Source organism: Phytohabitans houttuyneae (assembly GCF_011764425.1).
Taxonomy (GTDB): Bacteria; Actinomycetota; Actinomycetes; order Mycobacteriales; family Micromonosporaceae; genus Phytohabitans; species Phytohabitans houttuyneae.
This window is the reverse complement of sequence record NZ_BLPF01000001.1, coordinates 315,027-341,328: the sequence shown is the minus strand read 5'-3', so window position 1 is coordinate 341,328 and position 26,302 is coordinate 315,027. Positions and strand designations below refer to the sequence as shown.

Genomic DNA, 26,302 nt, shown 5'->3' with positions numbered 1-26,302 from the left:
GAGGCTCAGCGCTCCCTGGCCAGGGCGACCAGCGCCTTCGGGTCGTCGGCGTAGAAGCGGACCTCACGCACCGTGTGCGCCAGCAGCGTGAGCGGCTCGCGCAGGGCGACGTCGACGCTGGTCTGGCCGCCCGTGCCGAGGTGCAGCACCCCGTCCTCGACCTGCAGGGCGCGGCTGGAGGGGAGCGAGCGGTAGCGGTGGCCGACCCGGTCGACCGCCTCCCACGGGATCGTCACGTCGACCGAGGTGCCGTTGCGGATCCGGATGCCGGCATCGCCGACGAGGTGCGGGCTGGTCAGCAGCGCGCCGAGAAGGCCGATCATCCAGACGAGGCCGTAGACGCCGGCGGCGAGCGCGACGTAGCGGACCGCCGGCCACGCCACGAGCCGGGTGATGATCAGGTCGAGGATCGGGATCTCCAGCGCGGACAGGACGATGAAGACCACGAAGATGGGCTTGACCGGGCCCGCGTGCCCGAAGGCCACGTCGCCGGGCGCGAGCCTGAGGGGGCGCCGGGTGATCCACCGGTACAGCCCGCGCCACATCGCCGACTCGTAGGCGGTGACGGTCCGCAGGGCGCTCATCGGCGGCGGTACGCGGTCAGGGCCAGCGGCGCGAAAACCGCCACGAAGCCGGCCATCCAGAGCACCGTCCACAGCACCGGCCGGGCGACCGGCCCGCCGAGCATGAGTCCGCGCATGGCGTCCATGAGGTGGCGGATCGGGTTGACCGCGACGAACGCGCGCAGCCAGCCCGGCATCGTCGCCGGGTCGACGAAGATGTTGCTGGCGAACGCGAGCGGGAAGATCACCAGCGCACCCAGCCCCTGCACGGTCTGCGCGTCCTTCATCACCAGGCCGAGCAGCACCCACACCCACGACAGCGCCACCGCAAACCCCACCGCGAGGCCGCACGCCGCGAGCACCTGCCACACGCCGGTCTGGAAGCGGAAGCCGAGCAGCGAGCCGAACCCGATCAGCGCGCCGACCGCCACCACCTGCCGCACCACGTCGCCGCCGATCGCGCCGACGAGCGGTGCGGAGCGGGCCATCGGGAGGCTGCGGAAGCGGTCGAACACGCCCCGCTCCAGGTCCTGGTTGAGCGCGACGCCGACGCCCATCGTGGCGAGCAGCGTCATCAGGCCGATCATGCCGGGCAGCACGTACTGCAGGTAGTCGCGGGTGCTGCCGTCGATCGCGCCGCCGAAGACGTACACGAACAGGACCAGGAAGACCGCCGGGCCGAGGACCACGTCGGTCAGCACGAGCGGGTTGCGCTTGATCTTCACGACGCCGCGCCAGGTCAGCGTCAGATATTGGCTCACGGCCGTGGTCATGCGGCGTTCCTCTCCGGTACGTGCGACGCGCTCGCCGGCGCCCGGGTCGCGTGCCCGGTCAGCGCAAGGAACACGTCGTCGAGGCTGGGCAGGCGCAGGGCGAGCTCGGCGATCTCGATGCCGGCCTCGTCGACCCGCCACACGATGGCCGGCATCATCGCCGCGTCGGCGAGCGGCACGCTCAGCGTGCCCCGGGCGGCGTCCGGGACCGGCCGCCCACCGGCCATCGACTCCACAATGGACATCGCGTCGGGGAGGCGCGCCGCGTCGGCGAGGCGCAGGTCGAGCGTCTGGCGTCCGGAGCGGCGCTTGAGCGCGTCGGGCGTGCCCCGGGCCACCACCGTGCCCCGGTCGAAGACGGCGACGGTGTCGGCGAGCTGGTCGGCCTCCTCCAGGTACTGCGTCGTGAGCAGCACCGTCGTCCCCTCCGCCGCCAGGTCCCGCACCCGCGACCACAGCTGGCCCCGCCGCGCCGGGTCGAGCCCGCTCGTGGGCTCGTCGAGGAAGAGCACGCGGGGCCGGCCCACGAGGCTCGCGGCCAGGTCGAGGCGGCGCCGCATACCGCCGGAGAAGCCGCGCACCGTGCGGCCGCCCGCATCCGCCAGCCCGAAGTCGGTCAGCAGCTCGTCCGCCCGCCGGCGTGCCTCGGGCCGGGAAAGTCCGAGGATGCGGCCGAGCATGACGAGGTTGTGGCGGGCGGACAGGTCGTTGTCCACCGACGCGTACTGCCCGGTGAGGCCGATCAGCTCGCGCACGCGGTGTGCCTCGCGGCGCACGTCGAACCCGCCGACGCGGGCCGAGCCGGCGTCCGGCCGCAGCAGCGTGGCGAGGATGCGCACGGCCGTGGTCTTGCCGGCGCCGTTGGGCCCGAGCACGCCGAGCACGGTGCCCGCCGGGACGGCGAGGTCGACACCGTCGAGTGCGGTCACCGCGCCGAAGCGCTTGACCAGGCCGGTCGTCTCGACCGCGTACTCCATCGGCTCCTCCTCCTTTACATTGCAGTCGTAACGTAACATGCATGACGTTGCGGTCGCAATGTGAAAGCATGTGAGCATGCCGAAGGTGGTCGACCACAACGAGCGCCGCACCCGCATCGCCGAGGCACTGCTGCGGGTGGCGGGGGAGCACGGCCTGGAGGCGGTGAGCCTGCGCCACGTCGCCACCGAGGCGGGCGTGACCTCGGGGATGGTGCAGCACTACTTCCGGACCAAGGACGAGATGATGGCGTTCGCGCTGGAGGTGGTGCGGGAGCGCAGCGAGGCCCGCCTCACCGCGGCCGTCGCCGACCTCGGGCCCGACCCGTCACCCCGCGCGCTGCTGCGCGCGTTCGTGGCCGGGGTGCTGCCGCTCGACGAGGCCCGGCGCGCGGACGGGCGGGTGGCGCTGGCGTTCCTTGCCTACACGGCGGTGCGCCCCGAGGCCGCCGCACCGCTGCGCGCCGACACGGCCGCGATGCTCGCGTTCGTCGCCGAGCGGATCCGCGCCGGCGGCCCGCGTCCCGGGGTCGACCCGGACAAGGCAGCGGTGGGCCTGCTCGCGCTGATGGAAGGGCTTGGCGTGCACCTGCTCGGCGACCACTACGGGCCGGACACCGCGCTCGCCGCCCTCGACGCCCACCTGGACACGATCTTCAGGTAGGACGTTTGCGCCACGGCGGGGTGGGCATCGAAGGTCGCATGTTCGCCTTCTTCGTGGAGGGGTACGGCTGGCTGCCCAACCTCCGCCGCCGCACGACCGACGGCGTGGTCGAGACCCGCCTGCTCGGCCGGCGCGTGACGGGTTTGTGCGGTCCCGACGCGGCGCGCTTCTTCTACGACGAGGCGAACGTGCACCGTCGCGGCGCGATACCCGGCCCCGTCCAGGACACGCTCTTCGGCCGCGGCGGCGTACACCACCTGGACGGCGTGGACCACCGGCTGCGCAAGGCGATGTTCATGTCGATGCTGAGCGGGGACGGGATCGGGCTGCTGTCGCGGTACGCGGCCCAGGAGTGGGAGGAAGCGGCCGCCACCTGGGCCACCCGCGACCGGGTGGTGCTCTTTGACGAGACGGCGCGGGTGCTCGCGCGGGCGGTGGCACCGTGGGCGGGGCTGCGCCCCGACGACTCGCTCGCCGCCGACCTCGTGTCCATGGTGGACGGTTTCGCGACGGTGGGCCCCCGGCACCTGCGGGCGCGGCGCGCGCGGGCCGGCCGCGAGCGGTGGCTGGAGGGCGTCATCACCCACGCGCGCGAGAAGGGCGACGCACCGGCCGGCTCCGCGCTGGCCGCGATCGCCGAGCACGCCGGCGCGGCCGGCACCCCGCTTCCCCCGCGGGTGGCCGCCATCGAGCTGCTCAACGTGCTGCGGCCGACGGTGGCGGTCTGCTGGTTCGTCACGTTCGCCGCGCACGCCCTGCACCTGTGGCCCGAACACCGCGAGCGCCTGCGCGACGGCGACCCCGCGTACACCGACGCCTTCGCGCACGAGCTGCGCCGCTTCTACCCGTTCGCCCCCTTCGTGGGCGGCCTCGCCACCCACGACCTGGAGTGGGACGACCACCGCATTCCGGCCGGCTCGATCGTGCTGCTCGACATCTACGGCCAGAACCACCACCCGCTGATGTGGCCCGACCCGTACGGCTTCGCGCCCGGCCGCTTCCTGGACCGGCGGATCGGCCCCTACGAGCTGATCCCGCAGGGCGGCGGGGACCCGCGGACCGGCCACCGCTGCCCCGGCGAGGAGGTGACGGTGGCGCTGCTGGGCACGCTGCTGCCGCTGCTCGCGCGGCTGGAATACGAGGTGCCCGCGCAGGACGTGCGCATCCCGCTGGGCCGCGTCCCCACGCGGCCGCGCAGCGGCATGGTCCTCGCGAACGTCCGCGCTCCGGCGCTGCGGCCGGCGTGATGGAGACCCGCTGGACGCCGCTTCGCACGCTGGCCAGCGCGCTGGTCATCCTCCCGGCGGCGGTGATCTGCGCCCTGTTCGGCGCGGCACAGGCGCTGCTGCGCCCGAAGAACGGCACCTGACGCGCCGGGTCCAGCGTGAGTGCGGTGTACTGCCGCGCCGGCCTTGACAAGGTTTCTTGTCCGGACAAGACTCTTGTCCATGAAAGCCGTGGCGTCCGTGAACGACCTGGACACACTCCAGGTGCTCGCCCACCCCATCCGGCTGCGCATCCTGGCGGCACTGCGCAGCCCCGCGTCGGCGGCCGTGGTCGCCCGCGGCATCGACCAGCCGCGGCAGAAGGTCAACTACCACGTCAAGGAGCTCGAGCGGGCCGGCCTGGTCCGCCGCGTCGGTGAGCGGCGCGCCGGCAACCTGATGGAGAGCCTCTACGAGGCGGTCGCCGCCACGTTCGTGGTGTCGCCGCGGGTGGCCTGGACCGACCCGCGGCGCACCGGCGCGCTCGCCGACCAGGTGGCGCTCGAGAGCCTCGTCGCCGCCGGCGAGCGGCTCCAGCGGGCGGCCGCGCAGCTGCTCGACCGCGCCGCGTTCGACGGCGAGCAGATCGCCAGCGCCGCCGTCGAGGCCGAGGTCCGGCTCGCCGGCGAGGCGCAGCGCGCGGCCTTCCTGAGTGAGTACGTGGCGGCCGTCGGCCCGCTGCTGAAGAAGTACGGCGACCGGGACGGCGAGCCGTACCGCGTGATGCTCGCGGTCCACCCACAACCCGAGGAGAGGCAATGAGCGAGGAGCGGTTCGCGAAATACGAGAAGACGTTCACGCTGTCGGTGCCGGTGGACAAGGCGTGGCAGGCCTTCACCGACCCGAAGCTGATCGAGGTGTGGCTGACCGGCACGGTCGAGAAGGCCGACGTGGAGCCGGGCGGCCAGATCGCCTGGGCACCCGACGAGTACGGGCAGATGGTGTGGGACATCATCGACGTCGAGCCCGAGCAGAAGCTGACCTACCGCGAGGGCGCGGGCATCCTCCCGGTCGCCACCGAGGTGTCGGTGACGTTCGAGGAGGTCGAGGCGGGCACGAGGCTGACCATCACGCAGTCCGGCTTCGGCGAGGGCGTCGACTGGCAGGCCCAGATCGACAGCGTGGGCCTCGGCTGGGTGCAGACGCTCGCCGCCCTCGACCTGTACCTGCGCACCGGCGTGCGGCTCGACCGCTTCTTCACGTTCCGCGCCGACCTGGGCATGGAAGCCGACGACGTGCTGGCCGGCCCGCTGGTCCGCACGGTCAGCGAGGACTCGTTCGCCGCCCGCGCCGGCATCGAGCCGGGCGACATCGTCGTGCGCCTCGGCGACGCGCCGATCTTCAGCCGCGCGGACCTGTGGCTGTTCACCCGCGAGCACGAGGCCGGCGAGGACGTCGAGGTCGCGTGGGCCCGCGACGGGGCCGTCCACACCGGACGCGCGGCGCTCGACCCGGCGTTTCCCACGGGCTGAGGAGTGGATGCCGGTTGATCGATGGGCCGGTAGCCTGGTGCCGTGGCGCATATCGATCTGGGTATCGACGAGAAGCAGTTCCCTGGGATCATCGGACTGGCCAGGTATCGGCCGGAGACGGGCAAGCCGCTCTTCGATCTCGCCGACACCCTGCTCCACGCACCCAACAGCCTGTCGCGCGGCGAGCGCGAGCTGATCGCGGCATATGTCTCGAGCGGCAACGAGTGCAACTTCTGCCGCGACTCGCACTCCGCGTTCGCCGCCGCACAGCTCGACGGCGGCCTGCCGCTGGTGCACGACGTGTGCGTCGACCCCGGCGCTGCCGACATCTCGCCCAAGCTCCGCACCCTGCTGGCCATCGCCGCCGCGGTGCGCGTCGACGGCCGCGCCGTCACCACCGACCTGGTGGCGGCGGCGCGAGCCGAGGGCGCGACCGACGTCGAGATCCACGACACGGTGCTGATCGCGGCGGCGTTCTCGATGTTCAACCGCTACGTCGACGGCCTCGGCACCGTCGTGCCCGACGACCCCGCGGCCTACGAGATGAGCGCCCAGCGCATCGTGGAGCACGGCTACAGCCTCTGACCCGGCCGCGCCCGCCGCGCCCGCCCCGACCGTCGTTGATCAGGGACCTCGTGGGTGGAAACGCCGACCGACACGCCCGCCAACTCCCTGATCAACCGCCAGGGATCACGGGTTCGCTCTAGCCGCCCAGGTATGCGAGCACGGCGAGCACCCGGCGGTGGTCGTCGTCGGAGGGTGGCAGGTCGAGCTTGGTCAGGATGCTGTTGATGTGCTTGCTGACCGCCTTCTCGGTGATGACCAGGCGGGACGCGATCGCCGCGTTCGAACGGCCCTCGGCCATCACCGTCAGCACCTCGCGCTCGCGCGGGGTGAGCGTTGCCAGCTGGGCCGAGCGGCCGCCGCCGAGGAGCTGGGCGACCACGTCGGGGTCCATCACGGTGCCGCCGGCGGCGACCTGGCGCACCGCGTCGGTGAACGCGCGCACCTCGCCGACCCGGTCCTTCAGCAGGTAGCCGACGCCGCCGGCGCGGTCGCTGAGCAGCTCGCGGGCGTACACCTGCTCGACGTACTGCGACAGGATCAGCACCGGAAGGCCGGGCACCTCGCGGCGGGCGGCGATCGCGGCGCGCAGGCCCTCGTCGGTAAAGGTGGGCGGCAGGCGCACGTCGACCACCGCCACGTCCGGGCGGAGCGAGACGAGCGTGTCGGCGAGCGTGGCACCGTCCTCGACGGCGGCGACCACCTCGAAGCCGTACGCGGTCAGCATGCGCACCATGCCGTCGCGCAGCAGCACCAGGTCTTCCGCGATCACGACCCGCACGGGAGCACCGCCTCGATCTCGGTGGGGCCGCCGGGCGGGCTGCTCACGGTGACCGAGCCGTCGAAGGCCGCCAGCCTCCGCTCGATACCCCGCAGCCCCGTCCCGCGGGAGCGGTCGGCGCCGCCGCGGCCGTCGTCCTGTACCCGAAGTCTTATGTGGACGGCCTCGTCCACGACGGACATCCGGATGCGCGCGGCGCCGGCGTGCTTGATGGCGTTGGCGAGCGCCTCGGCGAGCACGAAGTAGGCGGCCGACTCCACCGGTGCGCTGAGCCGCCGCTCAAGGCGCACCTCCAGCTCGACCGGCACCGGGCTGGCGGCGGCGAGTGCCCCGGCCGCGCCGGCCAGCCCACGGTCGGCGAGCATGGGCGGGTGGATGCCGCGCACCAGGTCGCGCAGCTCGCTGATCGCGGAGTGCGCGCCGGCCCGCGCGTCCGCGAGCATCGCCTTGGCCGCGGCCGGGTCGGTGTCGAACATGTCCTCGGCCATCCCCAGGTTCATCGTGAGCGCGACGAGCCGGGCCTGCGCGCCGTCGTGCAGGTCGCGTTCGATGCGGCGCAGCTCGGCGGCGGAGGCGTCGACGGCGGCGGTGCGGGTCTCGACGAGCTGCTCGACCCGCGCGCTGAGCCGGGCGGCGGCGCCGGGGGAGAGCAGCCAGCGGGAGAGCAGGGCCTCGCCGCGGCGGTACCACCGGGGCAGGAAGTAGGCCGCCACCAGGATGACCGCGCCCATGCCGACCGCGATGTACGACCGGGTGGCGGTGGTGATCGGCAGCGCCTGGAACGTCAGGTCGGCGCTGGCCGGGAGCAGCCGGTAGAGGATCGGCGTGACGAGGCCCTGCACGCCCGAGGGCCAGAGCCCCCACACGAGCATCGCGGGAAACGCGCACGCGCCGCCGGCGAGCAGCCACGCCGTGTCGCGCCAGAACGTGGGGTCGGGCAGGATGTCGCGGATGCGGCCCGGCGCGGCGGTGTACGGCGAGAGGATCGCCGGCCGCATCCGCCGCCGCTGCCAATCCGCCAGGCGGCGGGCCAGCCCGGCCGTGTTGGCCAGCGCGGGCCCGCCCACCGGCGGCACGACGCACAGGATCAGGGCGAAGAGGGTGAGCATCAGCAGCCCGAGCGCGGCCAGCCCCACACCGGTGCTCACCAGCATGTGCCGCAGGTCCGGAAGCGCCCGCCTCATCATCCGCCCATTCTCACCGAGACCGGCTCCGGCGCCCGGACCACCCTTGGCGCCGAGGTGCGCGCCGGCCAGAACGCGGCCCGCCCGACCAGCGCGGTCAGGGCCGGCACGAGCAGCCACGACAGCACGAACGTGGACAGCAGCACCCCCACCGCCACCGCGAACCCGACCTCCGCGAGCGTCGCCGAGATGGTCAGCGCGCCGAACGAGGCCGCCAGGATCACGCCGGCCGCGGCCACGGGCGGACCGGCCTGGCGCAGCGCCACCCGCACGGCCTCGCGCCGCGAGGCGCCGCCGCGCAGCTCCTCCCGGATCCGGGCGATCATGAGGATGTTGTAGTCGGTGCCGATCGACGCGACGAACATGTACACGATCAGCGGCAGCGTGAACGTCAGCCCTGGCCGCCCCACCGCGCCCTGGAAGACCAGCACCGCCGCGCCGAGCGTGGCGACGAAGCCGCCGACCACCGCGCCGAGCAGGTACAGCGGCGCGAGCACCCCGCGCAGCATCAGCAGCAGCACAAGCCCGATTAGCAGGCCCGCGGCGGGCAGGATCACCCGCAGGTCCACCTCGACCACGTCGCGGATGTCGGCGAAGGCCGAGGTCTCGCCGCCCACGTACACCGTCGTGCCGGGCGGCGCGGCGGAGTGCGCGGCCGGGCGCAGCTCGTTCACCATCGCGTCGAGCGCCTTTTCGCTCAGCGGGTCGGCGGCGAGCAGCAGGTCGATCCGCGCCGCGTCGCCGGCGACCTGCACGGCGCCGAGGTCGCCCACAATGGACAGCGCGGAGAGGCGCCCGGCGTAGGCGGTCGCTGACTGTTCGCTCACTCCGGGACCGGAGAGGAACACCGTGGTGGGGCTCAGCGTCCCGGCCGGGAAGCCGGCTTCGAGGCGGTCCATCGTCCGCGCCGACTCCGTGCCGGAAGGCATGGCCTCGATGTCGTAGCTGGGCTTGTGTGCCAGGGCGGCGGCTCCGAGCGCCGCCAGGATGGCCACCGCGGCAAGGGCCACCGCCGTCGGGCGCCTGGCCACGAGGTTTCCGGTACGGGCGGCGAGCCCCGCCTTGGGTTCGGAGCGCCACGCCTTCGAGGGCCAGAACGCCCGGTGACCGAGCAGCGAGAACACCGCCGGTATCAGCGTGAGGCCCGCCAGCACCATCACGAGCACCGCGAACGCGAGCGCCGGCCCCAGAATCTGGAACGAGCCGAAGCCGGACAGCAGCAGCGCGCCGAACGACACGGCCACGGCGAGCGCGGAGACGCCGATCGCCGAACCGACCCGGGCGAGCGCGGCGACCATCGCGGTGCGCCGGTCCTCGCCGAGGCGCAGCCGCTCGCGGTACCGGTACAGCAGGAACACCACGTAGTCGGTGCCCACGCCGAAGAGCACCACCGGGAGCAGCCCGGTCACCGAACCGTCCAATGTGGTGCCGGCCGCCTTCGCCGCGATCGCGATGACCGCCACGACACCCTGCCCGACCATCGCGATGATGAGCAGGTTGAGCAGCGCCACCCACGGGCTGCGGAAGATGACGATCAGCAGCACCATGATCATGACGACCATGCCGACGCTGACGAGGATGTCCAGCCGCTCGCTGTCCTTGGCGACGGCCGCCTCACCGGTGTATCCGGAGCGCAGCGGGGTACCGGCGACGCGGTCCTCCGTGTCGGCGCGCAGCCGGGTGACCGTGCCGGAGAGGCTCGTGTGCCCCAGCTTCTCAGTGAACGTCACCTGCGCCAGCATCACCTTCCCGTTGGGCGACAGCGACGGCCCGTCCACGCCGCGCACGCCCGCGCCGCCGAGGCCTTCCACCACCTCGCGCCCCTTTGCCTGGTCGGCCGGGGCGAGCGGGGCGCCGTCCACACGGGACAGTACGAGGACCGCGGTCGCACCGTCCCCGTCCACGCTGGGAAACGCCTTCTCGGCAAACCTGGCCGCCTTCACCGACTCGTACTTGTCCGGCAGGAAGTCGGTCTCGTTCTGCCCCGCGACCGCCGCCGCGCCCTCCGGTCCCAGCACCAGGTAGCCGACCCCGCCCAACCCCATCACCACCACGAGCCAGGCCAGGATCACCCGCACCGGGTGCCGGACCACGGCCGTACCCCATCTCTCGAACACGTCGCTGCCCCTTGTCGAAGTCGTCACCGTCGACGCTATGGATCGGGTGGGTCGCCATCGATGGAGCGCGCTCGCCTCTTCGGGGTGGTGCCAGCACCACCTTTCGCCGGCCTTTCACCGCGTTTCGGCAGGGTGGGAGTGGATGGGAGTGAGGATCGAGGCGTGGAGTGTCGACGGTGTGGTGCTGGAGCGCTACCGGTACGGGCCCGGCCCGGCGGTGGCGTACCCGCGGCACGCGCACGAGGAGTACCAGGTCTGCCTCAACCTGGAGCTGCCCGGTCGGGTGTGGTACCGCCGCGCCTGGCACACGATCGCGCCGCGCAGCCTCACGGTGGTCGCGCCGCAGGAGGTGCACGAGACCCGCGACCCCGACGACCGCCCGGCCGGCGGCCGCTACCGCGTGTTCTACCTGGACCCGGCCGCGGTGGACGCCGTGGCCGGCGCCGCCGGACGGCCGGCCAGCGCAGACCTGCTCCTCCCGGCCGGCGACCTGTTCGACCGTTTCCTGACGCTGCACCGCGCGTACCAGGAACCTGAGTCGCGGCTCACCCGGGACTGCCTGGCGCAGGCGGCCCTCGCGGCGCTGCTGGACGGGCCGGGGAGCGAGCCCGCGCCGGCCCGCCGGGAGGCGCGTCGAGCGCGCGACTACCTGATGGACAACCTCACGGCCAACGTCTCGCTCGCCGAGCTCGCCCGGGTCGCGAGCCTGAGCCCGTACCACTTGGCGCGCACGTTCGCGAGCGAGTTCGGGCTGCCGCCGCACGCCTATCAGATCCAGGCCCGCATCGGGCTCGCGCGGCGCCTGCTGCTGGCCGGGCGGAGCGCGACGCAGGTGGCGTACGCGACGGGCTTCTACGACCCGAGCCACTTCGCGCGCCACTTCACGCGGGTGGTGGGCGTGCCGCCGGGAGGGTATGGAAGGTCAGCAAGAACGTACAAAGATGCGGAGCCGGCGCCGGCCTAGGCTGGCTCATCGAGGGCCGGGACGCGATCCGCGCGTGGGCGGCTGCCGAGGTGGTCGGCGGCCGGCTGGAGGTCGTCGAGGTGACGCCGATGGAGGGCGGCCAGGACCTGCTCGTGCGGTGGGCACCCGGCGGCTCCGGCGGCTGGGAGGCACGCTACCGGTTCACGTACGCCGCCGGCCTGATCTCGGTCGCGGACCTGCAGTACGCCTGATTGGGAGGACTGGTGGAGAACAGCGAACTGCCCCGGCGGGCCCTGGTGGCCGGCGCGATCGGCGTGGCGGGTGTGGCGGTGGCCGCGCCCTCGTCCGCGTCGGCCGCGGCACCGGGCCCGGCGCCGGGCGACCTGGAGGCGATCCGGTCGGTGCTGGACGGCATCGACGACGCCGTGGACGCCAAAGACTGGGCGCGGTGCCGCGCCTACTTCACGGACCGGGTGGACGTGGACTTCGCCGCGCTCGGCGGCGGGCCGGCCGCGCGCATACCCGCCGACGAGTTGGTCGGTGGGTGGGAGCGCAACCTGTACGCGGAGAAGGCCAGCTTCCACATGCGCACCAACCACGCGATCACAGTGGACGGTGACCGGGCGAGCGTGCGCTCCAAGGGATACGCGTTCAACCGCCTCGCCCGGCCGCTGGGCGACGCCCTGTGGGAGGTGTGGGGCCACTACACGCACCGCCTGGTGCGCACCCGCGGCGGCTGGCGGTGCACCGCGATCGGGCTGGCGAGCGTGGCGCACGCGCGGGGCAACGAGCTCGCCTGGACGTACGTGCCGCCGGAGTAGCCGCGCGTGGTGGTATGGGCGGGTGGAGTTCACGTACGTGACGCGGCGGCCGCCCGAGCTGGCGCGGTGGGTGGAGTCGATCTGGTTCGCCCGCGGCCGGATCGACTACCCGCGCGAGCGGATCGCGCCCACCGGCTCCACCGTCGCGGTCGTGGTGCTCGGCGACCCGATCCGGCTGGTGGCGGGCGACGGTCCGGCGTTGGTGGCGCGTGAGGGCTTCCTGCTCGGGCCGCACGACCGGCCGGTGGTGAACGAGCCGCTCGGCGAGACCCACTGCGTCGGGGTGGTGACCACGCCGGTCGGCTGCCTCCCACTCCTCGGCGTGGCACCGGCGCCGGTACGCGGCCGGGTGGTCGACCTGCGGTCCGCGTGGCCGGCCGCCGCCGACCTGCGCCGGGCGCTGTCGCGCGGTCAGGGCGCGGAGGAGGCGTTGGACGCGTACCAGAGCCTGATGAACCCGGGCGAGCCCGGACCGGCGGTGCGGCGCTGTGCCACCGCGGTCGCCGCTCTCGAGGCGGACCCGATGCGGCCGATCGTCGGCCTGGCCGCGGAGCTCGGGGTGTCGCACGGCCATCTGGACCGCGAGTTCACCGCGGTGGTCGGGCTGTCGCCCCGCGTGCTGTCCCGGATCCTGCGGCTGCGCGCCCTGCTCGCGGCGCTCGACGTCTACGGTCCGGTCGACTGGACGGGGCTGGCGGCGGCGCACGGGTGGTTCGACCAGAGCCACTTCATCCGCGACTTTCGCCGGCACACCGGGGTGACGCCTTCGCGGTACGTGGCCGCTCAGCGCGCGGCGTTCACGCCGGAGGTCGTCGAGCCGGGCTTCGTGCCAGAGGTGGACGTCGATGTGAAATCCGTCCAAGACGCGGGCCGGTCCGTGCGGGCACGCTCGCGGTTGTGACCACAGCCTTCACCGCGACCGCCACCGTCGAACGACCCGCGCCCGAGGTGTGGGCCAGGCTGACCGACTGGCCCACCGCGCCCGCCTGGATGCCGGGTGTGGAGAGCGTGCGGGTGGACGGGGCGCGGCTGACGTTCCGGGCGCGGGGGAGGGAACGGTCCGGGCGGGTCGAGGTGGTCGAGCCCGGCCGGACGGTGGTGGTGCACTCGGCGCAGGGCGGGGTGACGGCGGCGTACACGTACACGTGCGAGCCGGACGGCGACCGCACGCGGGTGACGCTGGCCGCCGACTGCCGGGCGGGCGGGGTGTGGCGCCCCTTCGGCGCCCTGCTGCGCGCGGCGATCCGGCGCGCGGACGGTGGCCAGCTGGCCGCCTTCAAGCGCGTCGTCGAGACGTCGTAGGGTGCGCGTCGGCTTTCCGCTGCCCGCGTTGGTGGCCGGGTCCGTGGCCCCGCGGTGATGGGCGAATCCGTTCACAACCGAGCGGGGTGGTCGCCGTTGCCGATGCCGATGCCGAGAAGCTGACAGATCCGCCGGGGTTGGCCGCCCGGGGGCGATCTGGGTGACCGCAGGGAGTGATCAACGGTCTGGAGATCACACCGGTTCCCTGATCGGTGTCAACGGAGGCCCCGTAGAGCAGATCGTGGTCGTTTGCTGCCCCTACAGGGGCAGCAAACGACCACGATCTGAACGGCGCCCGGGGTTGGGGTGAGCTGGGCGGCCGCGGAGGGTGAGGCCGCGGGAGAGCACCCCAAGAAAACGCTCCGCTGCGCTCCACGTTTCCCCGGGGGCCCCGCGCGACGGTCCGGACCACGACGGACAGTCGCGGTAGCCCGGATCTGTTTTCGCATTGGATCTTCTGAACGGCTACCACCTGACGCCGAAAATCTCTAGGCGTGGTGTGGTGGGGCTTGTAGGCGCAGCAGGGCGAGGGCCGCGTCCCGCGCGGTCGCGGCGGCGCGGGCGTCGCGGTGGTGGTCGGCGAGGACCGTCGAGCCCTCGACAAGCGTCAGAAACTGCCGGCCGAGCACCTCGGGGTCGGCGGCGCCGGCCGCGCGGGCGATGCCCACCAGCAGGTCGAGGTAGCGGTCGAGGTGGCCGGTGGCGACCGCGCGGGCCGGGCCGTCGTGCCGCTGGGTCGCCGCGTTCATGACCGCGCAGCCGCGGAAGGTGGCCTCGGCGTGCCGGCGCCCGACCACCTCGAACACGGCCGTGAGCTGGGCGGCGGGGTCGTCGCCGGCCGCCGCGACCGCCTCGCGCAGGCCGGCCACGAGCTGCTCACTGCGCGCTTGGAGGACCGCCGCGACGAGCCCGTCCTTGGAGCCGAAGTGCCGGTAGAGCGTCTCCTTCGACACCCCGACGGTCGCGCACAGCTCGGCGACTCCGATGCCGTCGAGCCCGCGCGTGTAGAGCAGGCGGCTGGCCGCGTCGATCATCGCGGCGCGGGTCTGTGCGGGGTCGAGGGTCGCTCCCTTGGCGACGGGCATGCATGAGATGGTACCGCTCGGTTCGATCTGTCTGCTAGCGTGACATCGAACCGATCGGTTCCATCTAGCGAGTCCTGTTGGGGTGTGAGGGTGTCCGACTTCCTGGTAACCGACCCGCCCGGCAACCTGGCGCCGGCGGCGAGCACGACGGCGGTGACGTTCGAGAGCGGCGGGGAGACGCTGCTCGGCGTGCTCCACCTGCCGGCGGGGCCCGGACCCCACCCGGTGGTGGTCGTGCTGCACGGCTTCCCCGGCAACGAGCGCAACTTCGACCTGGCCCACGCCCTGCGCCGCGGCGGGTACGCCTCGCTCGTCTTCCACTACCGCGGATCGTGGGGCGTCGGTGGCTCGTGGTCGTGGGGCAACGTGTTCGAGGACGCGGCCGGCGTCGTGCGCGCGGTGCGCGGCGGGGCGTTCGCGGCCACGCACCGCCTCGACCCGTCCCGCGTGGCGGTGGTGGGGCACAGCCTCGGGGGGTACACGGCGCTGCGCACGGCCGCCGCCGACCCGGGCGTGGCGGCGGTCGCCTCGTTCGCGGCCTTCGACCTGGGCGCGGGTGGCGTGGCGAGCCGGGCCGACCCGGCCGCGCGGGCAGGCTACGCGGCGGCCTTCGGCGAGGAGCTGCTGCCGCTTCGGGGCACGAGCGCGGTGGCGCTCGTCGACGAGATGGAGGCGATCGGCGCGGCCGGGCGGCTGGGTGCGCTCGCCCCGCGCCTCGCCGACCGCCCGGTGCTGGTGATCGGCGCCGGCGGCGACACGGTCGCGCCGCCGGAGGCGCACCACACGCCGGTGGTCGAGGCGTTCGCCGCGCTGCCCCGCTTCGAGCACCACCTCTTCCCGACCGACCACTCGCTCGCCGACCACCGGGTGGCGCTCGCCCGTACGGTCGCCGCCTTCCTGGACCGGTGGCTGCGACCATGACCCCGCCAGGTCGCCCGGCCGCCCGGCCGGTGGGCGACCTGACCAGCGGCCGGTCCAGCTGGCGGGCCGCCCGGCTGGCGCTGGGCACCGCCGCCGCGCTGGGGCTGGGCCGCTTCGCGTACGGCCTCGTGCTCCCCGCCATGGCCACCGACCTGCACTGGGACCTCGCCCGCGCCGGCGCGCTCACCACCGCCAACGGCTTCGGCTACCTGGCCGGCGCGCTCGCCGCCGCACCGGTCACGCGGCGGATCGGCCCGGCGGCCGCGTACCGCCTCGGCATGGTCGCCGGCGCCGCCGCCCTCGCCGCCAACGCGATCGACGCCGGCTACCCACCGCTACTCGCCGCCCGCGCGCTCGCCGGGCTGGCCGGCGCGCTGGTCTTCGTGGCCGGCGCCGTGCTGTCGCCCACGCCGATCTTTTTCGCCGGCACCGGACTGGGGATCGCGGTGAGCGGCGCGACGATACCGCCACTGCTCGACGGCCACCCGTCCCGGTGGCCGCTGGCCTGGCTCGGCCTGGCGCTCGCGGCGGCGCTGGCCACGGCCGCGAGCTGGGGCGCGGCCCGCCCGGCACCCGCCGCCGGGGTCCAGCCACCCCGCTCGCCGGTACGTCCACTGTGGCTGGTCGCGGTCGCGTACCTGCTCTTCGCGGCGGGCTACATCGCGTACATCACGTTCCTGTCCGCCTACCTCGACCAGCGCGCCGCCCCCGCCGCCCAGGAGGCGCTGACCTGGACACTGCTCGGCGCCGCGGTCATCGCCGCACCCATCCTGTGGCGCCGGCCGATCGCGCGCTGGCCGGGCGGGCTCGCCCTGGCGGCGCCGCTGGGTGCCATCGCCGTCTCCGGCGCGCTCCCGCTGCTCACGCCCCTGCCAGCGGTGGTGGTGCTGTCGGCGCTGGGGTACGGCGCCGCGTTCATGGCCGTACCCGCCGCGGTCACCGCGATCGTCCGCGCCCGCGCCGCCGCGCCACCGGCCCCCGTGCGGCTCCGTCCCGGCGTGGGCGCCATCGTCGTGCGGCGCGCGTCCGTGGCGCCTGGTCCCGGCGTGGGGGACCGGGCCGGTGCCGAGGCGCGGATGGCGACGCGGATGGGCGCGTTCACGGCGATCTTCGCCGCAGGTCAGACGGCCGGGCCGTGGCTGGCGGGCATCCTCGCCGACCGGACCGGGCCCGGTGCCACGCTGGCGTGGACAGCCGCCCTGTGCGCGGCCGGCGGCCTGCTCGCGCTCCTCACCCGCCCGGGGCCGACCAGCCGGCCCGGCCAGCCTGAGCAGCACAGCTGACCCGACCTGGCCCTACCAGTCGACCCGGCCGGCCGCGCCGCGCACCAAGGCAGACTCTGTGTCAAAGCCCCAACCGCGGCGGTTGCGCAGTCCAACCCGCGGCGCGCACGACCCCGCGGCGGGGGGCTGCGGGATGCCTCTCAAGCTGGGCGCAGCAATGCGCCCAGCTTCGGAGTGTGCCGCGGCGCGCCCGGCCCGCAGGCCGTGATCACGCGGGCAGTAGGAGCTGGACGACCGCGGAGGGTGAGGCCGCGGGAGCAACGGTCCGGACCACCGCGGACATCGCGGTAGCTCTCATCGTGGATCGGTCTGGTCAGGCGGTGCGCCAGGGGACGACGCGGTGCATGGCGGCCAGCGTCAGGGCGGTGACCCCGCAGGTCACGCCGGCGATGCCCGCGGCCGCGCCGGCGTACGCGGTCAGCAGCGTGCTGCGGGACAGTTCGTCGACCGGGGTCGTGGCCACGCCGTCGACCCACCAGAAGGCGCCGGCGGCGGACGCGAGCAGTACCACCGATGTGATCAGCAGCAGCGCGACGGCGAGTGGGCGGGCGTCGGCGGTCTTCACCCGCGCGTCCCGCCCCTGCGCCAGCACCAGCAGCAGGCCGGCGAGGGCCGCGCACCCGCCGACGATCAGCACCGCGCCGGCCACGTCGCTCGGGCGGTGCCAGCCCAGCGACATGGTGGCGACGCCGGCCACCGTCGCGTAGATGGCGCCCACCACCGCTGCCACGCCACGCAGGCGGGCCGGTACCACCAGGATGAGCGCGATCACCACGGACATGGCCACCGTCGCGTGGCCGCTCGGGAAGCTGTTGCCGGCGGTGACCCGTTCGGGGTCGACGCCGAAGTCCGGGCGGTACAGGCCGTGCTTGAGGACCTGGGTGACCAGGTTGGCGGCGGCCACGAACGCGGTGACCACGACGGTGAGCAGCACGCGGCCCCGCGCCAGCGCGATCACCGCGACCGCGATGGTCGCCACGGCGAGGGAGGCGACGGAGACGGCGTTGAGCACGGTGTTCGCCAGGCCGTCGACCCGGTCCTGGCCGATCGCGTTGCCTTCGAGGGCGACGGTGTCGAGCAGCTGGCCACGCTCGCTGCGCACGAAGAACCGCCACAGCAGCACGACCGCGAACGCCTCGGCCAGCCCCAGCACCACGAGCCAGGCGGCGGGAAACGTGACGGTGCCTTCCCGGACCTTGGTCCGCTCCCCAACGGTGGTAGTCACGGGCCCTTCATTCCCCGGCTCGCTCAACTTTCAACCCCTCGTCCGCGGAGGTAGGCAAGAACGGCTCGCACCCGTCGATGATCGTCCGTGTTGGACGGCGGCAGGTCGAGTTTCGTGAAGATCGCGTTGATGTGCTTGCCGACCACCTTCTCACTGACCGTGAGGCGGCGGGTGATCGCGGCGTTCGACAGGCCCTCGGCCATCAATCCCAGCACCTCCCGCTCCCGGGGCGTGAGGCGGCCCAGCGGGCTGCGGCGGCGGGCGAGCAGGTGGCGGACCACCTCCGGGTCGATGACACAGCCGCCGGCCGCGACCCGCTCGACCGCGTCGACGAAGTCGCGCACCTCCAGGACCCGGTCCTTGAGCAGGTACCCGATGCCGCCGCTCTCGGTCGCGGCGAGGATCGTGTCCGCGTACGCCGTCGCCACGTACTGGCTCAGCACCAGCACCGGCAGCCGCGGGTGGTCGCGGCGCAGCGCGATCGCGGCGTGCAGGCCCTCGTCGGTGTACGTGGGCGGCATCCGCACATCGGTCACCACCACGTCGGGCGCGTGCTCGCGGGTGGCGGCGGCCAGCCCGTCGGCGTCGCCGAGCACCGCGACCGCCTCGTGGCCGAAGCGGGCGAGCAGCGCCACGAGCCCTTCGCGCAGGAGCACCGCGTCGTCGGCGAGCACCACCCGCAGGCCGACGCTCACCACGGCAGCTCCACCCGCAGCACGGTGGGCCCGCCGGGCGGGCTGGCGAGGGTGAGGACGCCACCCACCGCGTCGGTACGGTCGGCGAGCCCCGCCAGCCCCGTGCCGCGACCCGGGTCAGCGCCGCCGCCGCCGTCGTCGCGTACCTCCACGACGAGGCGGTCGCCGTCCAGCCGCCCGCTCACCGTGACGGTGGTCGCGTCCGCGTGGCGGGCGGCGTTGGCGAGGGCCTCGGCGACGACGAAGTACGCCGTGGACTCCACCGTGGACGGTGGTCGCCGCGGCAGGTCGAGCGCCACCCGCACCGGCACCACCGACCGGTCGGCCAGGTCCGCGACGGCCGCCGCGAGCCCCAGGTCGGTGAGCACGCGGGGGTGGATGCCGCGTACCAGCTCGCGCAGCTCGGCCAGCGCGGAGCGGGCCTGCCCGGCGGCCTTGCGCACCAGCGGGCGCGCGGCCTCCGGCGCCTCGTCCAGCTCCAGCTCGATCGCGACGAGCGTGATCCCCAGCTCCAGGAGGCGCTGCTGGGCGCCGTCGTGCAGATCCCGCTCGATCCGCCGCCGCTCCACCTCGAAGGCGTCAACGAGGCGCGCCCGCGAGCTGGTCAGCGTGCGGACCGCGGCCTCCGCGCCGGGTCCGAGCAGCTGCCGCGCCACCGCGCCGTGCGCCAGGGCCGCGAGAGGCACGAGGTACAGGGCGGCCAGCGCGACCGCGAGCACCGCCAGCACGGCGAGCGCGGCGACGGCGGCCGCCACCGCCACGTCGAGGCTGCCGGTGTCCCCTTCGGACCGTGGCAGCGACACCGCGCCGAGCAGCAGCAGCGGCGCGAACGCGATCGCCGTCGCGGCCGCGTCGAGCAGGACGAGGAGCGTGCCGTGCAGCACCAGGTACGCCAGCTCGCGCCACGTGACCGGCTCCGCGTGGCGGGTCCGCAGCCACGCGACCACACCGGGGCGGTCGGGCCGGCGGTGCGGGTCGGGCGGCGGGGACCGCCGAGGAGGGCGAGGCGGCGGCGTTCGAGGGCGACCAGCGGCGCGGCGAGCAGCGGCCACCCGGCGCCCAGACCGAGGACCAGAGCCAGCGGTACCCACACCACCGTGACCAGGCCGGTGACGGCGCCGGAGGCCACGTACCCCAGCGCGCGCAGCGGCCACAGCGACCCCACGAAATGCCGCGGCCGGCCACGCAGCGCCTCCCACGCGGTGGCCGGGGTGGCTGTCATGCCCGACACCGTACGCGGTAGTGCCTGCCCCCAGACGCGGATGCGGGCCTGGGCTCACGCGCCGCGGCCGCCCCACCGCTTCGATGGAACCCATGCGACCGATCGAATGCCAGGGACTGCGCAAGCGGTACGGCCGGACGCTCGCCGTCGACGGGCTGACCTTCACCGTGGCGCCGGGGCGGGTGACCGGCTTCGTCGGCCCGAACGGCGCCGGCAAGTCCACCACCATGCGCGTCATCCTCGGGCTGGACCGTCCCGACGCCGGCACCGCGCTCGTCGGCGGCCGCCGCTACCGCGACCTGCGTACCCCGCTGCGTCACGTCGGCGCGCTGCTCGACGCCGGCTCGCCGGACCCGGGGCGGCGGGCCCGTGACCATCTACTGTGGATGGCCCGGTCGAACGGCATCCCACCGCCGCGCGTCGACGAGGTGCTGGAGCTGGTCGGGCTCGACGGCGTGGCGCGGCGGCGGTTCGGCGGCTTCTCGCTCGGCATGCGGCAGCGGCTCGGCATCGCGTCCGCGCTGCTGGGCGACCCGCCCGTGCTCCTGTTCGACGAGCCGGTCAACGGGCTCGACCCCGACGGCGTGCGCTGGATCCGCGGGCTGCTGCGCGGGCTCGCGGCGCAGGGACGCACGGTGTTCGTCTCCAGCCACCTGCTCGCCGAGCTCGCCGGCACCGCGGACCATCTCGTCGTGATCGGGCGCGGGCGGCTGCTCGCCGACGCGAGCGTGGCGGCGCTGACCGCCTTGGGCACCTCGCTGGAGGCGGCGTACCTGGCGCTGACCTGCGGGTCGGTCGACTACCCGGCGGGCCCGGCATGAGGCCGCTGCGCGCCGAGCTCACCAAGCTCCGCACGGCGCCCGGCCTGGTGTGGTGCCTGGTCGGGGCGGCCGCGGTCATGCTCGCGCTCCCGCTGCTCGCCTCGGCCGGAAACCCCGGGACCTACGACCGCGCGGCCTACGTCGACGAGTTCCGGTTCGTGCACCGGACGCTTTCCGGCGACGGTACGCTCACCGCGCGCGTACGCACCCCCGCCGCCGGCCACCCGTGGGCGATGACCGGGCTGATGGTGAAGCAGAGCGCGTCGCCCGGCGCGCGCTACGCGGCGGTGTTCGTGACGCCGGGCCACGGCACCCGGATGCAGGCCGACTTCACAGTGGACATCGCCGGCGGCGGCGCGGCCTCGTGGCTGCGCATCGCGCGGACCGGCGACACGGTGACGGGCTACGCCTCGGCGGACGGGGCGACCTGGCGCGAGGTCGGCCGGGTACCGATGGCGGGCCTGCCGGCGAGCGTCGAGATCGGACTGTTCGCCACCTCGCCGGGCATCACGCGCACCGTCGCCACGCGACCGGTGCTCGTGCCCACGCGCCCGGCGACCGCGCTCTTCGACTCGGTGAGCCCGGCCGGCGAGTGGCGCGGGACGGACGTCGGGCTCCCTAGTGGACGGTCCACTGTCGAGGCCCGCGACGTCCTCAGCGTGACCGCCCAGCCGGGCGGCGTCCTGAGCGTGACCGCCCAGCCGGGCGACATCCTCGCGCGGGCCGACGACGGGAGCCGGGTGGTGGCGGCGACGGCAGGTACATTCGCCGGGATGCTCCCGCTCGTGGCGCTGGGCGCGCTGGTCATGACCTCGGAGTACCGCCGCCACCTGGTGCGCACCACCCTCGCCGCGAGCCCGCGCCGCGGCCCGGTGCTGGCCGCCAAGGCGCTGGTAGCCGGCGGTGCCTGCTTCGCCGCCGCTCTTGTCGCCACCGCCGCCGCGCTGCTGCTCGCCCAGCCGCTGCTGCGCCGCAACGGCTACCGGCCGCCCACCTACCCTGACCCCTCACTCGGCGACCCGCGGGTGCTGCGGGTGGTGGCCGGTACCGCCGCCGCCGCGGCCCTCGTCGCGCTGCTCGGCCTCGGTGCCGGCGCGATCCTGCGGCGCGGCGCCGCCGCCATCACCGCCGTGGCCGCCGTGCTGCTGGTGCCGGCCGTGCTCACCCCGCTCCTGCCGGCGGGCGCCGGGACGTGGGTGCAGCGGCTGACCCCGGTCGCCGGGCTGTCGGTGCAGCAGGTGCGGGAGACCGACGACGCGTTCCTGCTCCCGTGGGCCGGCCGCCCGTGGGCCGGCCTGGCCGTCCTCGCGGCCTGGGCCGCGGCCGCGCTCGCCGTCGCATACCTGCTGCTGAGCCGGCGGGACGCATGACTCGGCCTTCCGGGCCGCGGCCCTTGAGGCCGTGCAGTCGTGACCGGCTTGTGCGGGACTTCGGGTCGTGCGGTCGTGGGCGGCTTGTGCGGGCCTTCGGGCGGGATGGACGCGGGCCGCTCGTGCGGGCCGTGCGTGCGGAGTGGACAAAGCTTTGGACCGCGCCGGCCACGGCCTGGCTGCCCCTTGCCGCGGTGTTCGCGACGGCGGGGCTCAGCGCGCTCGTCGGGGCCGCCGCCACGCCCGGCTCGACCGCCTGCGCGGATGGCTGCGACCCGGCCCGGCTCGCCCTCTCCGGCGTCTACCTTGGACAGTTGGCGCTTGTCGCGCTCGCCGTGGTGGCGGCCGCGGGGGAGTACCGCCACGGGCTCGCCGCCACCACGCTGCTCGCGGTGCCGAGACGGCTTGTCGCGTTCACGGCCAAGGCGGTCGCGGTCACCGCCGCCGCCGTTCCGGCTGCCGCGCTGGCGGTCGCGGCGTCGCTCGCGGCCACCCGCCCACCGCTGCCGCCGGGGCAGGTCGTGCGGGCGGGCGCGGGCACCGCCGGGTACCTCGTCCTTGTCGCCCTGCTCGCGCTCGGCGTGGCCGCGACCCTGCGGCGGACCTCGGCCGCTCTTGGCGCGGTGCTGGCCCTGCTGTACCTGGCGCCGGTCGCCACCCGGTTCGTCACGGACGAGCGCTGGCGGCACTGGGTCGAGCGCGCCACCCCGGCACCGGACGGTCCGGCGGCGCTCGCGGTGTGGACGGCGGTCGCGCTGGCCGCCGGCGCCGCGACCGTCACCCTCCGCGACCCCTGAGCTGGTCGAGCACGTGAGCCAGGTGGTGGGAGGTCGCCCAGGCGCGCCAGTCGGTGGGGTTGCCGGTCCCGGCCGCCCTTTCCGCCCGCAGGTTGATCTCGGCGTCGCCCCACGAGTACGCGGCGCCCGCCGCCGGCCAGTGACTTGCCTGTACGAGGTGCTCGCACAGGTCGTACATCACGGCGCTGCCCCCACCGTCCCGGGCCCACCGGTAGATCCACCACGCGTCGCCGTGCGTGTATCGGAGGCTCGGCATCGGCAGCCAACCCTTGCCGGTCATGGCGGGATGGGCGATCGCGTAGTCCCCGTAGCCGACGTCGAGATCCCGCAGCCGTGTCCACAAGAGGTGATCCCAGCGCCGGACTCGGGTCGCTTTGTCGGTGGGCAGGCCGGAGATGCTCTCGCGCATCGCACCCGCGGCCACGGTGATCGACTGCCATCGGTGGCGGCGTGCCCATGAGATGGTCTTGCGGACTATCGGCTCCGCCGCGGTCAGGTCGCGCTCGGACAGCACGGAGCCGGCGTCCACGACCAGCGCGCACTGCTCGACCTCCAGCTCCGTGCGCAGCCGCATTCGGGTCAGTCGTGCCTCGGCTTCCTCGTCGTCCGCGCCGGCGTCCGCGATGGACAGCCGGACAACCGCCTGGCGGTCGTGGAGCGCCGCCGCTTCGCCCGCGTCGCTCAGCCGCTCGTCGCTGTCGTCCAGGCGCACCACGGGACGCATAGGCGTGCCCAGATGCATGAGGTCCTCGGCGATGTCCAGGATCGGTCTGCGCCATCCGCTGGTGGGATCGGGAAGGTGGCCCACATCGACGGCGATCGTGAGGCCGGCAGGCACCCACTTGACGGCCTTCTTGCCAAACGTGAAGGCGTCGCGGATGGGCCCCTCCTCCGAGGGCGGCACCTCCAGAACGGGCAGGACCTGGACCTCCGGCGGCACGGTCAGTCGTGCGATCGCCTTGAACTCGCCGGCACGTCCCTTCAGGATCGGTACATAGGAGGCCATCACCGCACCTTGCTTCGAATGCCTCCATCCAGGTTCAACGATGAGTAGTTGAATGGCAACAGCGCGTGTTGTCAGATATTTCGTCACCACCGACGGTGACGAAGGCGACTCCTCGGTTAATCATTTGCGGGTGGCGGACGGCCTGGTTACCGTGGATGGCGATGTGATCCACAGACACCCCGTCGCGCCCGCGTCCGAGGCACTGCCCGGCGGGCGGAAGCGTCTATCCCGCGGTGGTGTTCCGTGTCACGTCATCCCCTCATCGCTCAGGATCTCGTCCGCACGTTCGGCGCCCGCCGCGTGCTCGACGGGGTCTCCTTCGTCGCCGCGCCCGGCCACCGCATCGGCCTGATCGGCGAAAACGGCACGGGCAAGAGCACCCTCCTGCGCCTGCTCGCCGGCGTGGACGAGCCGGACGGCGGCTCCGTCGTGCGGCCGCCCGACCTCGGGTACCTGCACCAGGAGATGCCCTTCGACCTCGCCGCCACCGTGCGTGACGTGGTCGACGACGCGCTGCGCGAGGCCCGCGCCGTGCTCGCCGGGCTCGACCGGCTCACCGCCGCGCTGTCTGCCACGCCGGAGACCGATGCCGGATACCCGGCGCTGCTGGCCGAGTACGGCGAGTTGCTCGACCGCGCCCAGGAGACCGAGGCGTGGGACGCCGACCGGCGCGCCGGGATGACGCTGGCCGGGCTGGGGCTCGGCGACCTCGCGTACGAGCGGACGCTCGGCTCGATCTCCGGCGGGCAGCGGGGGCGGCTCGCGCTCGCCGCGCTGCTGATCCGCCGTCCCGCGGCGCTGCTGCTCGACGAGCCGACCAACCACCTCGACGACGCGGCGGCCGGGTTTCTGGAGGAGCAGCTGCGCGGCCTGCCCGGCGTGGTCGTGCTCGCCAGCCACGACCGCACCCTCCTCGACGCCGCCTGCACCGACCTCATCGACCTCGACCCCGCGGTGGACGGCCCCACCCGGTACGGCGGCAACTACACCGACTACCAGGCCGAGAAGCGCGCCGAGCGGGAACGGTGGCAGCGCCGATTCGCCGAGGAGCAGGAGGAGCTCGGCGAGCTGCGGCACTCGGTCGCGGTCACCGCGCACCAGGTGGGGTACGCGCGGCCGCCCAAGGACAAGAACAAGATGTCGTACGGCATGATCGGCAACCGCGTCGAGCAGCAGGTCTCCCGCCGGGTGCGCAACGCGACCCGCCGCCTCCACGAGCTCGAACGCGACCAGGTCCGCAAGCCGCCCGAGCCGCTGCGCTTCCGGGCGTCCGCGCTGGCCAGCGACGGCGGCGAGGGGCTGCTCGTGTCGGTGCGCGACCTGTGCGTGCCCGGACGGCTCCGCCTCGACCGCCTCGACGTGCCCGCGAGCGACCGCCTGCTGGTCACCGGCCCCAACGGCGCGGGAAAGTCCACATTGCTCGCCGTGCTCGCCGGCACCCTCCACGGCACCGGCGAGGTGCGGCGTCGGCGCGGCCTGCGGGTCGGGGTCCTCACCCAGGACACGGCATTCGACCGTCCAGATCGGACAGCGCACGACACGTACGAGCTGGCGTTGGGGCTGGAGCGGGCGGAGTCGGTGCCGCTGCGGTCCCTGGGCCTGCTCGCCCCGCGCGACATCGCCCGCCCGGTCGGCGAGCTGTCGGTGGGCCAGCGGCGGCGTCTCGCGCTGGCGTTGCTGGTGGCCGACCCGCCCGAGCTGCTGCTGCTCGACGAGCCCACCAACCACCTCTCGCCGCGGCTCGCCGACGAGCTGGAGGAGGCGCTGGGCACCGGACCGGGCGCGGTGGTCATCGCCAGCCACGACCGCTGGCTGCGCGCCCGCTGGCCCGGCCGGGAGCTCGCCCTGACCGGCGCCGCCTCGCCCGCGCCGTGATTTTCAGAGCAGATGTTTGCCCCGGTCCGCGTCAGCGCCTGACCGCACGCTCCCGCGGGCACCGCTCCGGTCGGCGGCTCGCCAGGGCTCGCCGAGATCCCCGACCTCCGCTGCCGGGTCCGCGGGGCAAGCCCGGACTCAGACGCGGCGGAAGCGGGCGATCAGCGCGACCGTCGAGACCATCAGCACGCAGAAGCCGACCGGGACGGCGAGCGTCCACCACGCGTCCTCGGTGAAGCCGAGGACGACCGCGACCGGCACCCCGAAGAGAATCGCCAGGACGCAGGCCCACTCCCACAGGTCGCTGTCCGGCGGCGCGTGCGGCGGCTGCCCCGGCAGGGGCAGGGCGGGATGGGGTGCCGGCAGGTCGGCGAAGACGCGCAGCAGCTCGCCCTGGTCGACGGCGCGCTCGCACGCCTCCAGCCGGCGCGCGAACTCCTCTTTGTCGAGCCGCTCCTTGCGCAGGTGGTCGGCGAGCGCTTCCCGGGCGGCCTGCCTCTCGGGCGTGCCGATCCGCAGCACGAGCCGGTCGGACGGCAGATCCTGCAGGCTCACACCAGAGAGCGTAGACGGCGGGCGCCCCCGACGGGAGGCGCC

General features: G+C 74.4%; 29 protein-coding genes. 17 read left to right on the top strand and 12 right to left on the bottom strand.

All coding sequences use genetic code 11. The features are described from left to right. Window positions 1-5: 5 nt before the first annotated feature. Genes Phou_RS01565 through Phou_RS01555 form a run of 3 tightly spaced genes read right to left on the bottom strand, consistent with a single transcriptional unit; the run spans window position 6 to window position 2,313 of the window. The gene (locus Phou_RS01565) at window positions 6-584 is read right to left on the bottom strand and encodes a hypothetical protein (RefSeq protein ID WP_173052882.1); all 579 of its coding nucleotides are present in this window, start codon (window positions 582-584) and stop codon (window positions 6-8) included. Beyond that, window positions 581-1,336 carry an ABC transporter permease gene (locus Phou_RS01560; protein ID WP_173052880.1) on the bottom strand — a complete coding sequence of 252 codons (756 nt, stop codon included), beginning with the start codon at window positions 1,334-1,336 and terminating at the stop codon, window positions 581-583. The genes Phou_RS01565 and Phou_RS01560 overlap by 4 nt, the downstream gene beginning before the upstream one ends. After that, window positions 1,333-2,313 (bottom strand): ATP-binding cassette domain-containing protein, encoded by a 981-nt coding sequence (locus Phou_RS01555; RefSeq protein ID WP_173052878.1) that lies wholly within the window; start codon window positions 2,311-2,313, stop codon window positions 1,333-1,335. Before Phou_RS01555 ends, Phou_RS01560 begins: the two co-directional genes overlap by 4 nt. A gap of 76 nt (window positions 2,314-2,389) precedes the next feature. Between Phou_RS01555 and Phou_RS01550 the strand changes: the two genes are divergently transcribed. From Phou_RS01550 to Phou_RS01530, 6 genes are all read left to right on the top strand, one after another. Beyond that, on the top strand, window positions 2,390-2,974 hold the full coding sequence (locus tag Phou_RS01550; RefSeq protein WP_173052876.1) for a TetR/AcrR family transcriptional regulator: 585 nt from the start codon (window positions 2,390-2,392) through the stop codon (window positions 2,972-2,974). 38 nt (window positions 2,975-3,012) lie between these two features. Beyond that, window positions 3,013-4,221: a cytochrome P450 gene (locus tag Phou_RS01545; RefSeq protein ID WP_173052874.1), complete on the top strand. Its 1,209-nt coding sequence runs from the start codon at window positions 3,013-3,015 to the stop codon at window positions 4,219-4,221. After that, the gene (locus Phou_RS54250; protein ID WP_281364995.1) at window positions 4,221-4,343 is read left to right on the top strand and encodes a hypothetical protein; all 123 of its coding nucleotides are present in this window, start codon (window positions 4,221-4,223) and stop codon (window positions 4,341-4,343) included. Before Phou_RS01545 ends, Phou_RS54250 begins: the two co-directional genes overlap by 1 nt. Before the next feature lie 79 nt (window positions 4,344-4,422). Continuing rightward, window positions 4,423-5,001 (top strand): winged helix-turn-helix domain-containing protein, encoded by a 579-nt coding sequence (locus Phou_RS01540; protein ID WP_173052872.1) that lies wholly within the window; start codon window positions 4,423-4,425, stop codon window positions 4,999-5,001. After that, complete coding sequence (locus Phou_RS01535) at window positions 4,998-5,711, top strand: SRPBCC domain-containing protein (protein WP_173052870.1); 714 nt, start codon at window positions 4,998-5,000, stop codon at window positions 5,709-5,711. Before Phou_RS01540 ends, Phou_RS01535 begins: the two co-directional genes overlap by 4 nt. A 42-nt stretch (window positions 5,712-5,753) precedes the next feature. Further along, entirely contained in the window at window positions 5,754-6,296 is a 543-nt protein-coding gene (locus tag Phou_RS01530) for a carboxymuconolactone decarboxylase family protein (RefSeq protein WP_173052868.1), read from the top strand. Window positions 6,297-6,414: 118 nt separating this feature from the next. Here Phou_RS01530 and Phou_RS01525 read toward each other — a convergent pair whose 3' ends face one another. From Phou_RS01525 to Phou_RS01515, 3 genes are read right to left on the bottom strand one after another with little or no spacing between them, the layout of a single operon-like run. Beyond that, window positions 6,415-7,056: a LuxR C-terminal-related transcriptional regulator gene (locus Phou_RS01525; RefSeq protein ID WP_173052866.1), complete on the bottom strand. Its 642-nt coding sequence runs from the start codon at window positions 7,054-7,056 to the stop codon at window positions 6,415-6,417. Beyond that, the gene (locus Phou_RS01520) at window positions 7,044-8,243 is read right to left on the bottom strand and encodes a sensor histidine kinase (protein WP_173052864.1); all 1,200 of its coding nucleotides are present in this window, start codon (window positions 8,241-8,243) and stop codon (window positions 7,044-7,046) included. The genes Phou_RS01525 and Phou_RS01520 overlap by 13 nt, the downstream gene beginning before the upstream one ends. Beyond that, a complete protein-coding gene (locus Phou_RS01515) occupies window positions 8,240-10,357 on the bottom strand; it encodes an MMPL family transporter (RefSeq protein ID WP_173052862.1) in 2,118 nt (705 codons plus the stop codon). The genes Phou_RS01520 and Phou_RS01515 overlap by 4 nt, the downstream gene beginning before the upstream one ends. A 142-nt stretch (window positions 10,358-10,499) precedes the next feature. On the opposite strand from Phou_RS01515, the gene Phou_RS01510 reads away from it, so the two are divergent. The 5 genes from Phou_RS01510 to Phou_RS01490 are packed head-to-tail and all read left to right on the top strand — an operon-like array spanning window position 10,500 to window position 13,405. Then, window positions 10,500-11,321, top strand: a complete 822-nt coding sequence (locus Phou_RS01510; protein ID WP_173052861.1) for an AraC family transcriptional regulator — start codon at window positions 10,500-10,502, stop codon at window positions 11,319-11,321. A gap of 50 nt (window positions 11,322-11,371) precedes the next feature. Continuing rightward, window positions 11,372-11,533, top strand: a complete 162-nt coding sequence (locus tag Phou_RS01505) for a hypothetical protein (protein WP_173052858.1) — start codon at window positions 11,372-11,374, stop codon at window positions 11,531-11,533. 12 nt (window positions 11,534-11,545) lie between these two features. Beyond that, on the top strand, window positions 11,546-12,103 hold the full coding sequence (locus Phou_RS01500) for a nuclear transport factor 2 family protein (protein ID WP_173052856.1): 558 nt from the start codon (window positions 11,546-11,548) through the stop codon (window positions 12,101-12,103). A gap of 22 nt (window positions 12,104-12,125) precedes the next feature. After that, window positions 12,126-13,004, top strand: coding sequence for a helix-turn-helix domain-containing protein (locus tag Phou_RS01495; RefSeq protein ID WP_173052853.1), 879 nt, complete (start codon window positions 12,126-12,128; stop codon window positions 13,002-13,004). Then, complete coding sequence (locus Phou_RS01490) at window positions 13,001-13,405, top strand: SRPBCC family protein (RefSeq protein WP_173052851.1); 405 nt, start codon at window positions 13,001-13,003, stop codon at window positions 13,403-13,405. Before Phou_RS01495 ends, Phou_RS01490 begins: the two co-directional genes overlap by 4 nt. A gap of 488 nt (window positions 13,406-13,893) precedes the next feature. Here Phou_RS01490 and Phou_RS01485 read toward each other — a convergent pair whose 3' ends face one another. Further along, window positions 13,894-14,490 (bottom strand): TetR/AcrR family transcriptional regulator, encoded by a 597-nt coding sequence (locus tag Phou_RS01485; RefSeq protein ID WP_173052849.1) that lies wholly within the window; start codon window positions 14,488-14,490, stop codon window positions 13,894-13,896. A gap of 90 nt (window positions 14,491-14,580) precedes the next feature. On the opposite strand from Phou_RS01485, the gene Phou_RS01480 reads away from it, so the two are divergent. Both Phou_RS01480 and Phou_RS01475 read left to right on the top strand, forming a co-directional pair. Then, window positions 14,581-15,411, top strand: a complete 831-nt coding sequence (locus Phou_RS01480) for an alpha/beta hydrolase family protein (RefSeq protein WP_173052847.1) — start codon at window positions 14,581-14,583, stop codon at window positions 15,409-15,411. Continuing rightward, the gene (locus tag Phou_RS01475) at window positions 15,408-16,694 is read left to right on the top strand and encodes a YbfB/YjiJ family MFS transporter (protein WP_173052845.1); all 1,287 of its coding nucleotides are present in this window, start codon (window positions 15,408-15,410) and stop codon (window positions 16,692-16,694) included. Before Phou_RS01480 ends, Phou_RS01475 begins: the two co-directional genes overlap by 4 nt. A 313-nt stretch (window positions 16,695-17,007) precedes the next feature. Here the strand turns inward: Phou_RS01475 and Phou_RS01470 are convergent, their stop codons facing one another. From Phou_RS01470 to Phou_RS01460, 3 genes are read right to left on the bottom strand one after another with little or no spacing between them, the layout of a single operon-like run. Continuing rightward, window positions 17,008-17,919, bottom strand: coding sequence for a phosphatase PAP2 family protein (locus tag Phou_RS01470; protein ID WP_173052843.1), 912 nt, complete (start codon window positions 17,917-17,919; stop codon window positions 17,008-17,010). A 23-nt stretch (window positions 17,920-17,942) separates the two neighbouring features. Next, window positions 17,943-18,602, bottom strand: coding sequence for a response regulator transcription factor (locus Phou_RS01465; protein WP_218579080.1), 660 nt, complete (start codon window positions 18,600-18,602; stop codon window positions 17,943-17,945). Between the two features lie 8 nt (window positions 18,603-18,610). Next, window positions 18,611-19,930 carry a sensor histidine kinase gene (locus Phou_RS01460; RefSeq protein ID WP_246273122.1) on the bottom strand — a complete coding sequence of 440 codons (1,320 nt, stop codon included), beginning with the start codon at window positions 19,928-19,930 and terminating at the stop codon, window positions 18,611-18,613. Between Phou_RS01460 and Phou_RS01455 the strand changes: the two genes are divergently transcribed. From Phou_RS01455 to Phou_RS01445, 3 genes are all read left to right on the top strand, one after another. Beyond that, window positions 19,929-20,657 (top strand): ABC transporter ATP-binding protein, encoded by a 729-nt coding sequence (locus Phou_RS01455; RefSeq protein ID WP_173052841.1) that lies wholly within the window; start codon window positions 19,929-19,931, stop codon window positions 20,655-20,657. The genes Phou_RS01460 and Phou_RS01455 overlap by 2 nt on opposite strands. Beyond that, the gene (locus Phou_RS01450) at window positions 20,654-22,027 is read left to right on the top strand and encodes a DUF1349 domain-containing protein (RefSeq protein WP_173052839.1); all 1,374 of its coding nucleotides are present in this window, start codon (window positions 20,654-20,656) and stop codon (window positions 22,025-22,027) included. Before Phou_RS01455 ends, Phou_RS01450 begins: the two co-directional genes overlap by 4 nt. 122 nt (window positions 22,028-22,149) lie before the next feature. Then, window positions 22,150-22,824: an ABC transporter permease gene (locus Phou_RS01445; RefSeq protein WP_173052837.1), complete on the top strand. Its 675-nt coding sequence runs from the start codon at window positions 22,150-22,152 to the stop codon at window positions 22,822-22,824. Here the strand turns inward: Phou_RS01445 and Phou_RS01440 are convergent. Beyond that, window positions 22,805-23,830 (bottom strand): beta family protein, encoded by a 1,026-nt coding sequence (locus Phou_RS01440; RefSeq protein ID WP_173052835.1) that lies wholly within the window; start codon window positions 23,828-23,830, stop codon window positions 22,805-22,807. The two genes, Phou_RS01445 and Phou_RS01440, sit on opposite strands and share 20 nt — an antisense overlap. Before the next feature lie 243 nt (window positions 23,831-24,073). Between Phou_RS01440 and Phou_RS01435 the strand changes: the two genes are divergently transcribed. Beyond that, window positions 24,074-25,705, top strand: a complete 1,632-nt coding sequence (locus Phou_RS01435) for an ABC-F family ATP-binding cassette domain-containing protein (protein WP_173052833.1) — start codon at window positions 24,074-24,076, stop codon at window positions 25,703-25,705. Window positions 25,706-25,843: 138 nt separating this feature from the next. On the opposite strand, the gene Phou_RS01430 is transcribed toward Phou_RS01435, so the two are convergent. Further along, a complete protein-coding gene (locus Phou_RS01430; protein ID WP_173052831.1) occupies window positions 25,844-26,260 on the bottom strand; it encodes a DUF1707 SHOCT-like domain-containing protein in 417 nt (138 codons plus the stop codon). Window positions 26,261-26,302: the final 42 nt, after the last annotated feature.

Coding starts and splice junctions, on each gene's coding strand:
- Phou_RS01485 (WP_173052849.1), bottom strand. CDS start 14,490: ATGCCCGTCGCCAAGGGAGCGACCCTCGACCCCGCACAGACCCGCGCC.
- Phou_RS01450 (WP_173052839.1), top strand. CDS start 20,654: ATGAGGCCGCTGCGCGCCGAGCTCACCAAGCTCCGCACGGCGCCCGGC.
- Phou_RS01565 (WP_173052882.1), bottom strand. CDS start 584: ATGAGCGCCCTGCGGACCGTCACCGCCTACGAGTCGGCGATGTGGCGC.
- Phou_RS01545 (WP_173052874.1), top strand. CDS start 3,013: ATGTTCGCCTTCTTCGTGGAGGGGTACGGCTGGCTGCCCAACCTCCGC.
- Phou_RS01475 (WP_173052845.1), top strand. CDS start 15,408: ATGACCCCGCCAGGTCGCCCGGCCGCCCGGCCGGTGGGCGACCTGACC.
- Phou_RS54250 (WP_281364995.1), top strand. CDS start 4,221: ATGGAGACCCGCTGGACGCCGCTTCGCACGCTGGCCAGCGCGCTGGTC.
- Phou_RS01520 (WP_173052864.1), bottom strand. CDS start 8,243: ATGATGAGGCGGGCGCTTCCGGACCTGCGGCACATGCTGGTGAGCACC.
- Phou_RS01550 (WP_173052876.1), top strand. CDS start 2,390: ATGCCGAAGGTGGTCGACCACAACGAGCGCCGCACCCGCATCGCCGAG.
- Phou_RS01460 (WP_246273122.1), bottom strand. CDS start 19,930: ATGGGTTCCATCGAAGCGGTGGGGCGGCCGCGGCGCGTGAGCCCAGGC.
- Phou_RS01440 (WP_173052835.1), bottom strand. CDS start 23,830: ATGGCCTCCTATGTACCGATCCTGAAGGGACGTGCCGGCGAGTTCAAG.
- Phou_RS01510 (WP_173052861.1), top strand. CDS start 10,500: ATGGGAGTGAGGATCGAGGCGTGGAGTGTCGACGGTGTGGTGCTGGAG.
- Phou_RS01555 (WP_173052878.1), bottom strand. CDS start 2,313: ATGGAGTACGCGGTCGAGACGACCGGCCTGGTCAAGCGCTTCGGCGCG.
- Phou_RS01540 (WP_173052872.1), top strand. CDS start 4,423: ATGAAAGCCGTGGCGTCCGTGAACGACCTGGACACACTCCAGGTGCTC.
- Phou_RS01560 (WP_173052880.1), bottom strand. CDS start 1,336: ATGACCACGGCCGTGAGCCAATATCTGACGCTGACCTGGCGCGGCGTC.
- Phou_RS01455 (WP_173052841.1), top strand. CDS start 19,929: ATGCGACCGATCGAATGCCAGGGACTGCGCAAGCGGTACGGCCGGACG.
- Phou_RS01535 (WP_173052870.1), top strand. CDS start 4,998: ATGAGCGAGGAGCGGTTCGCGAAATACGAGAAGACGTTCACGCTGTCG.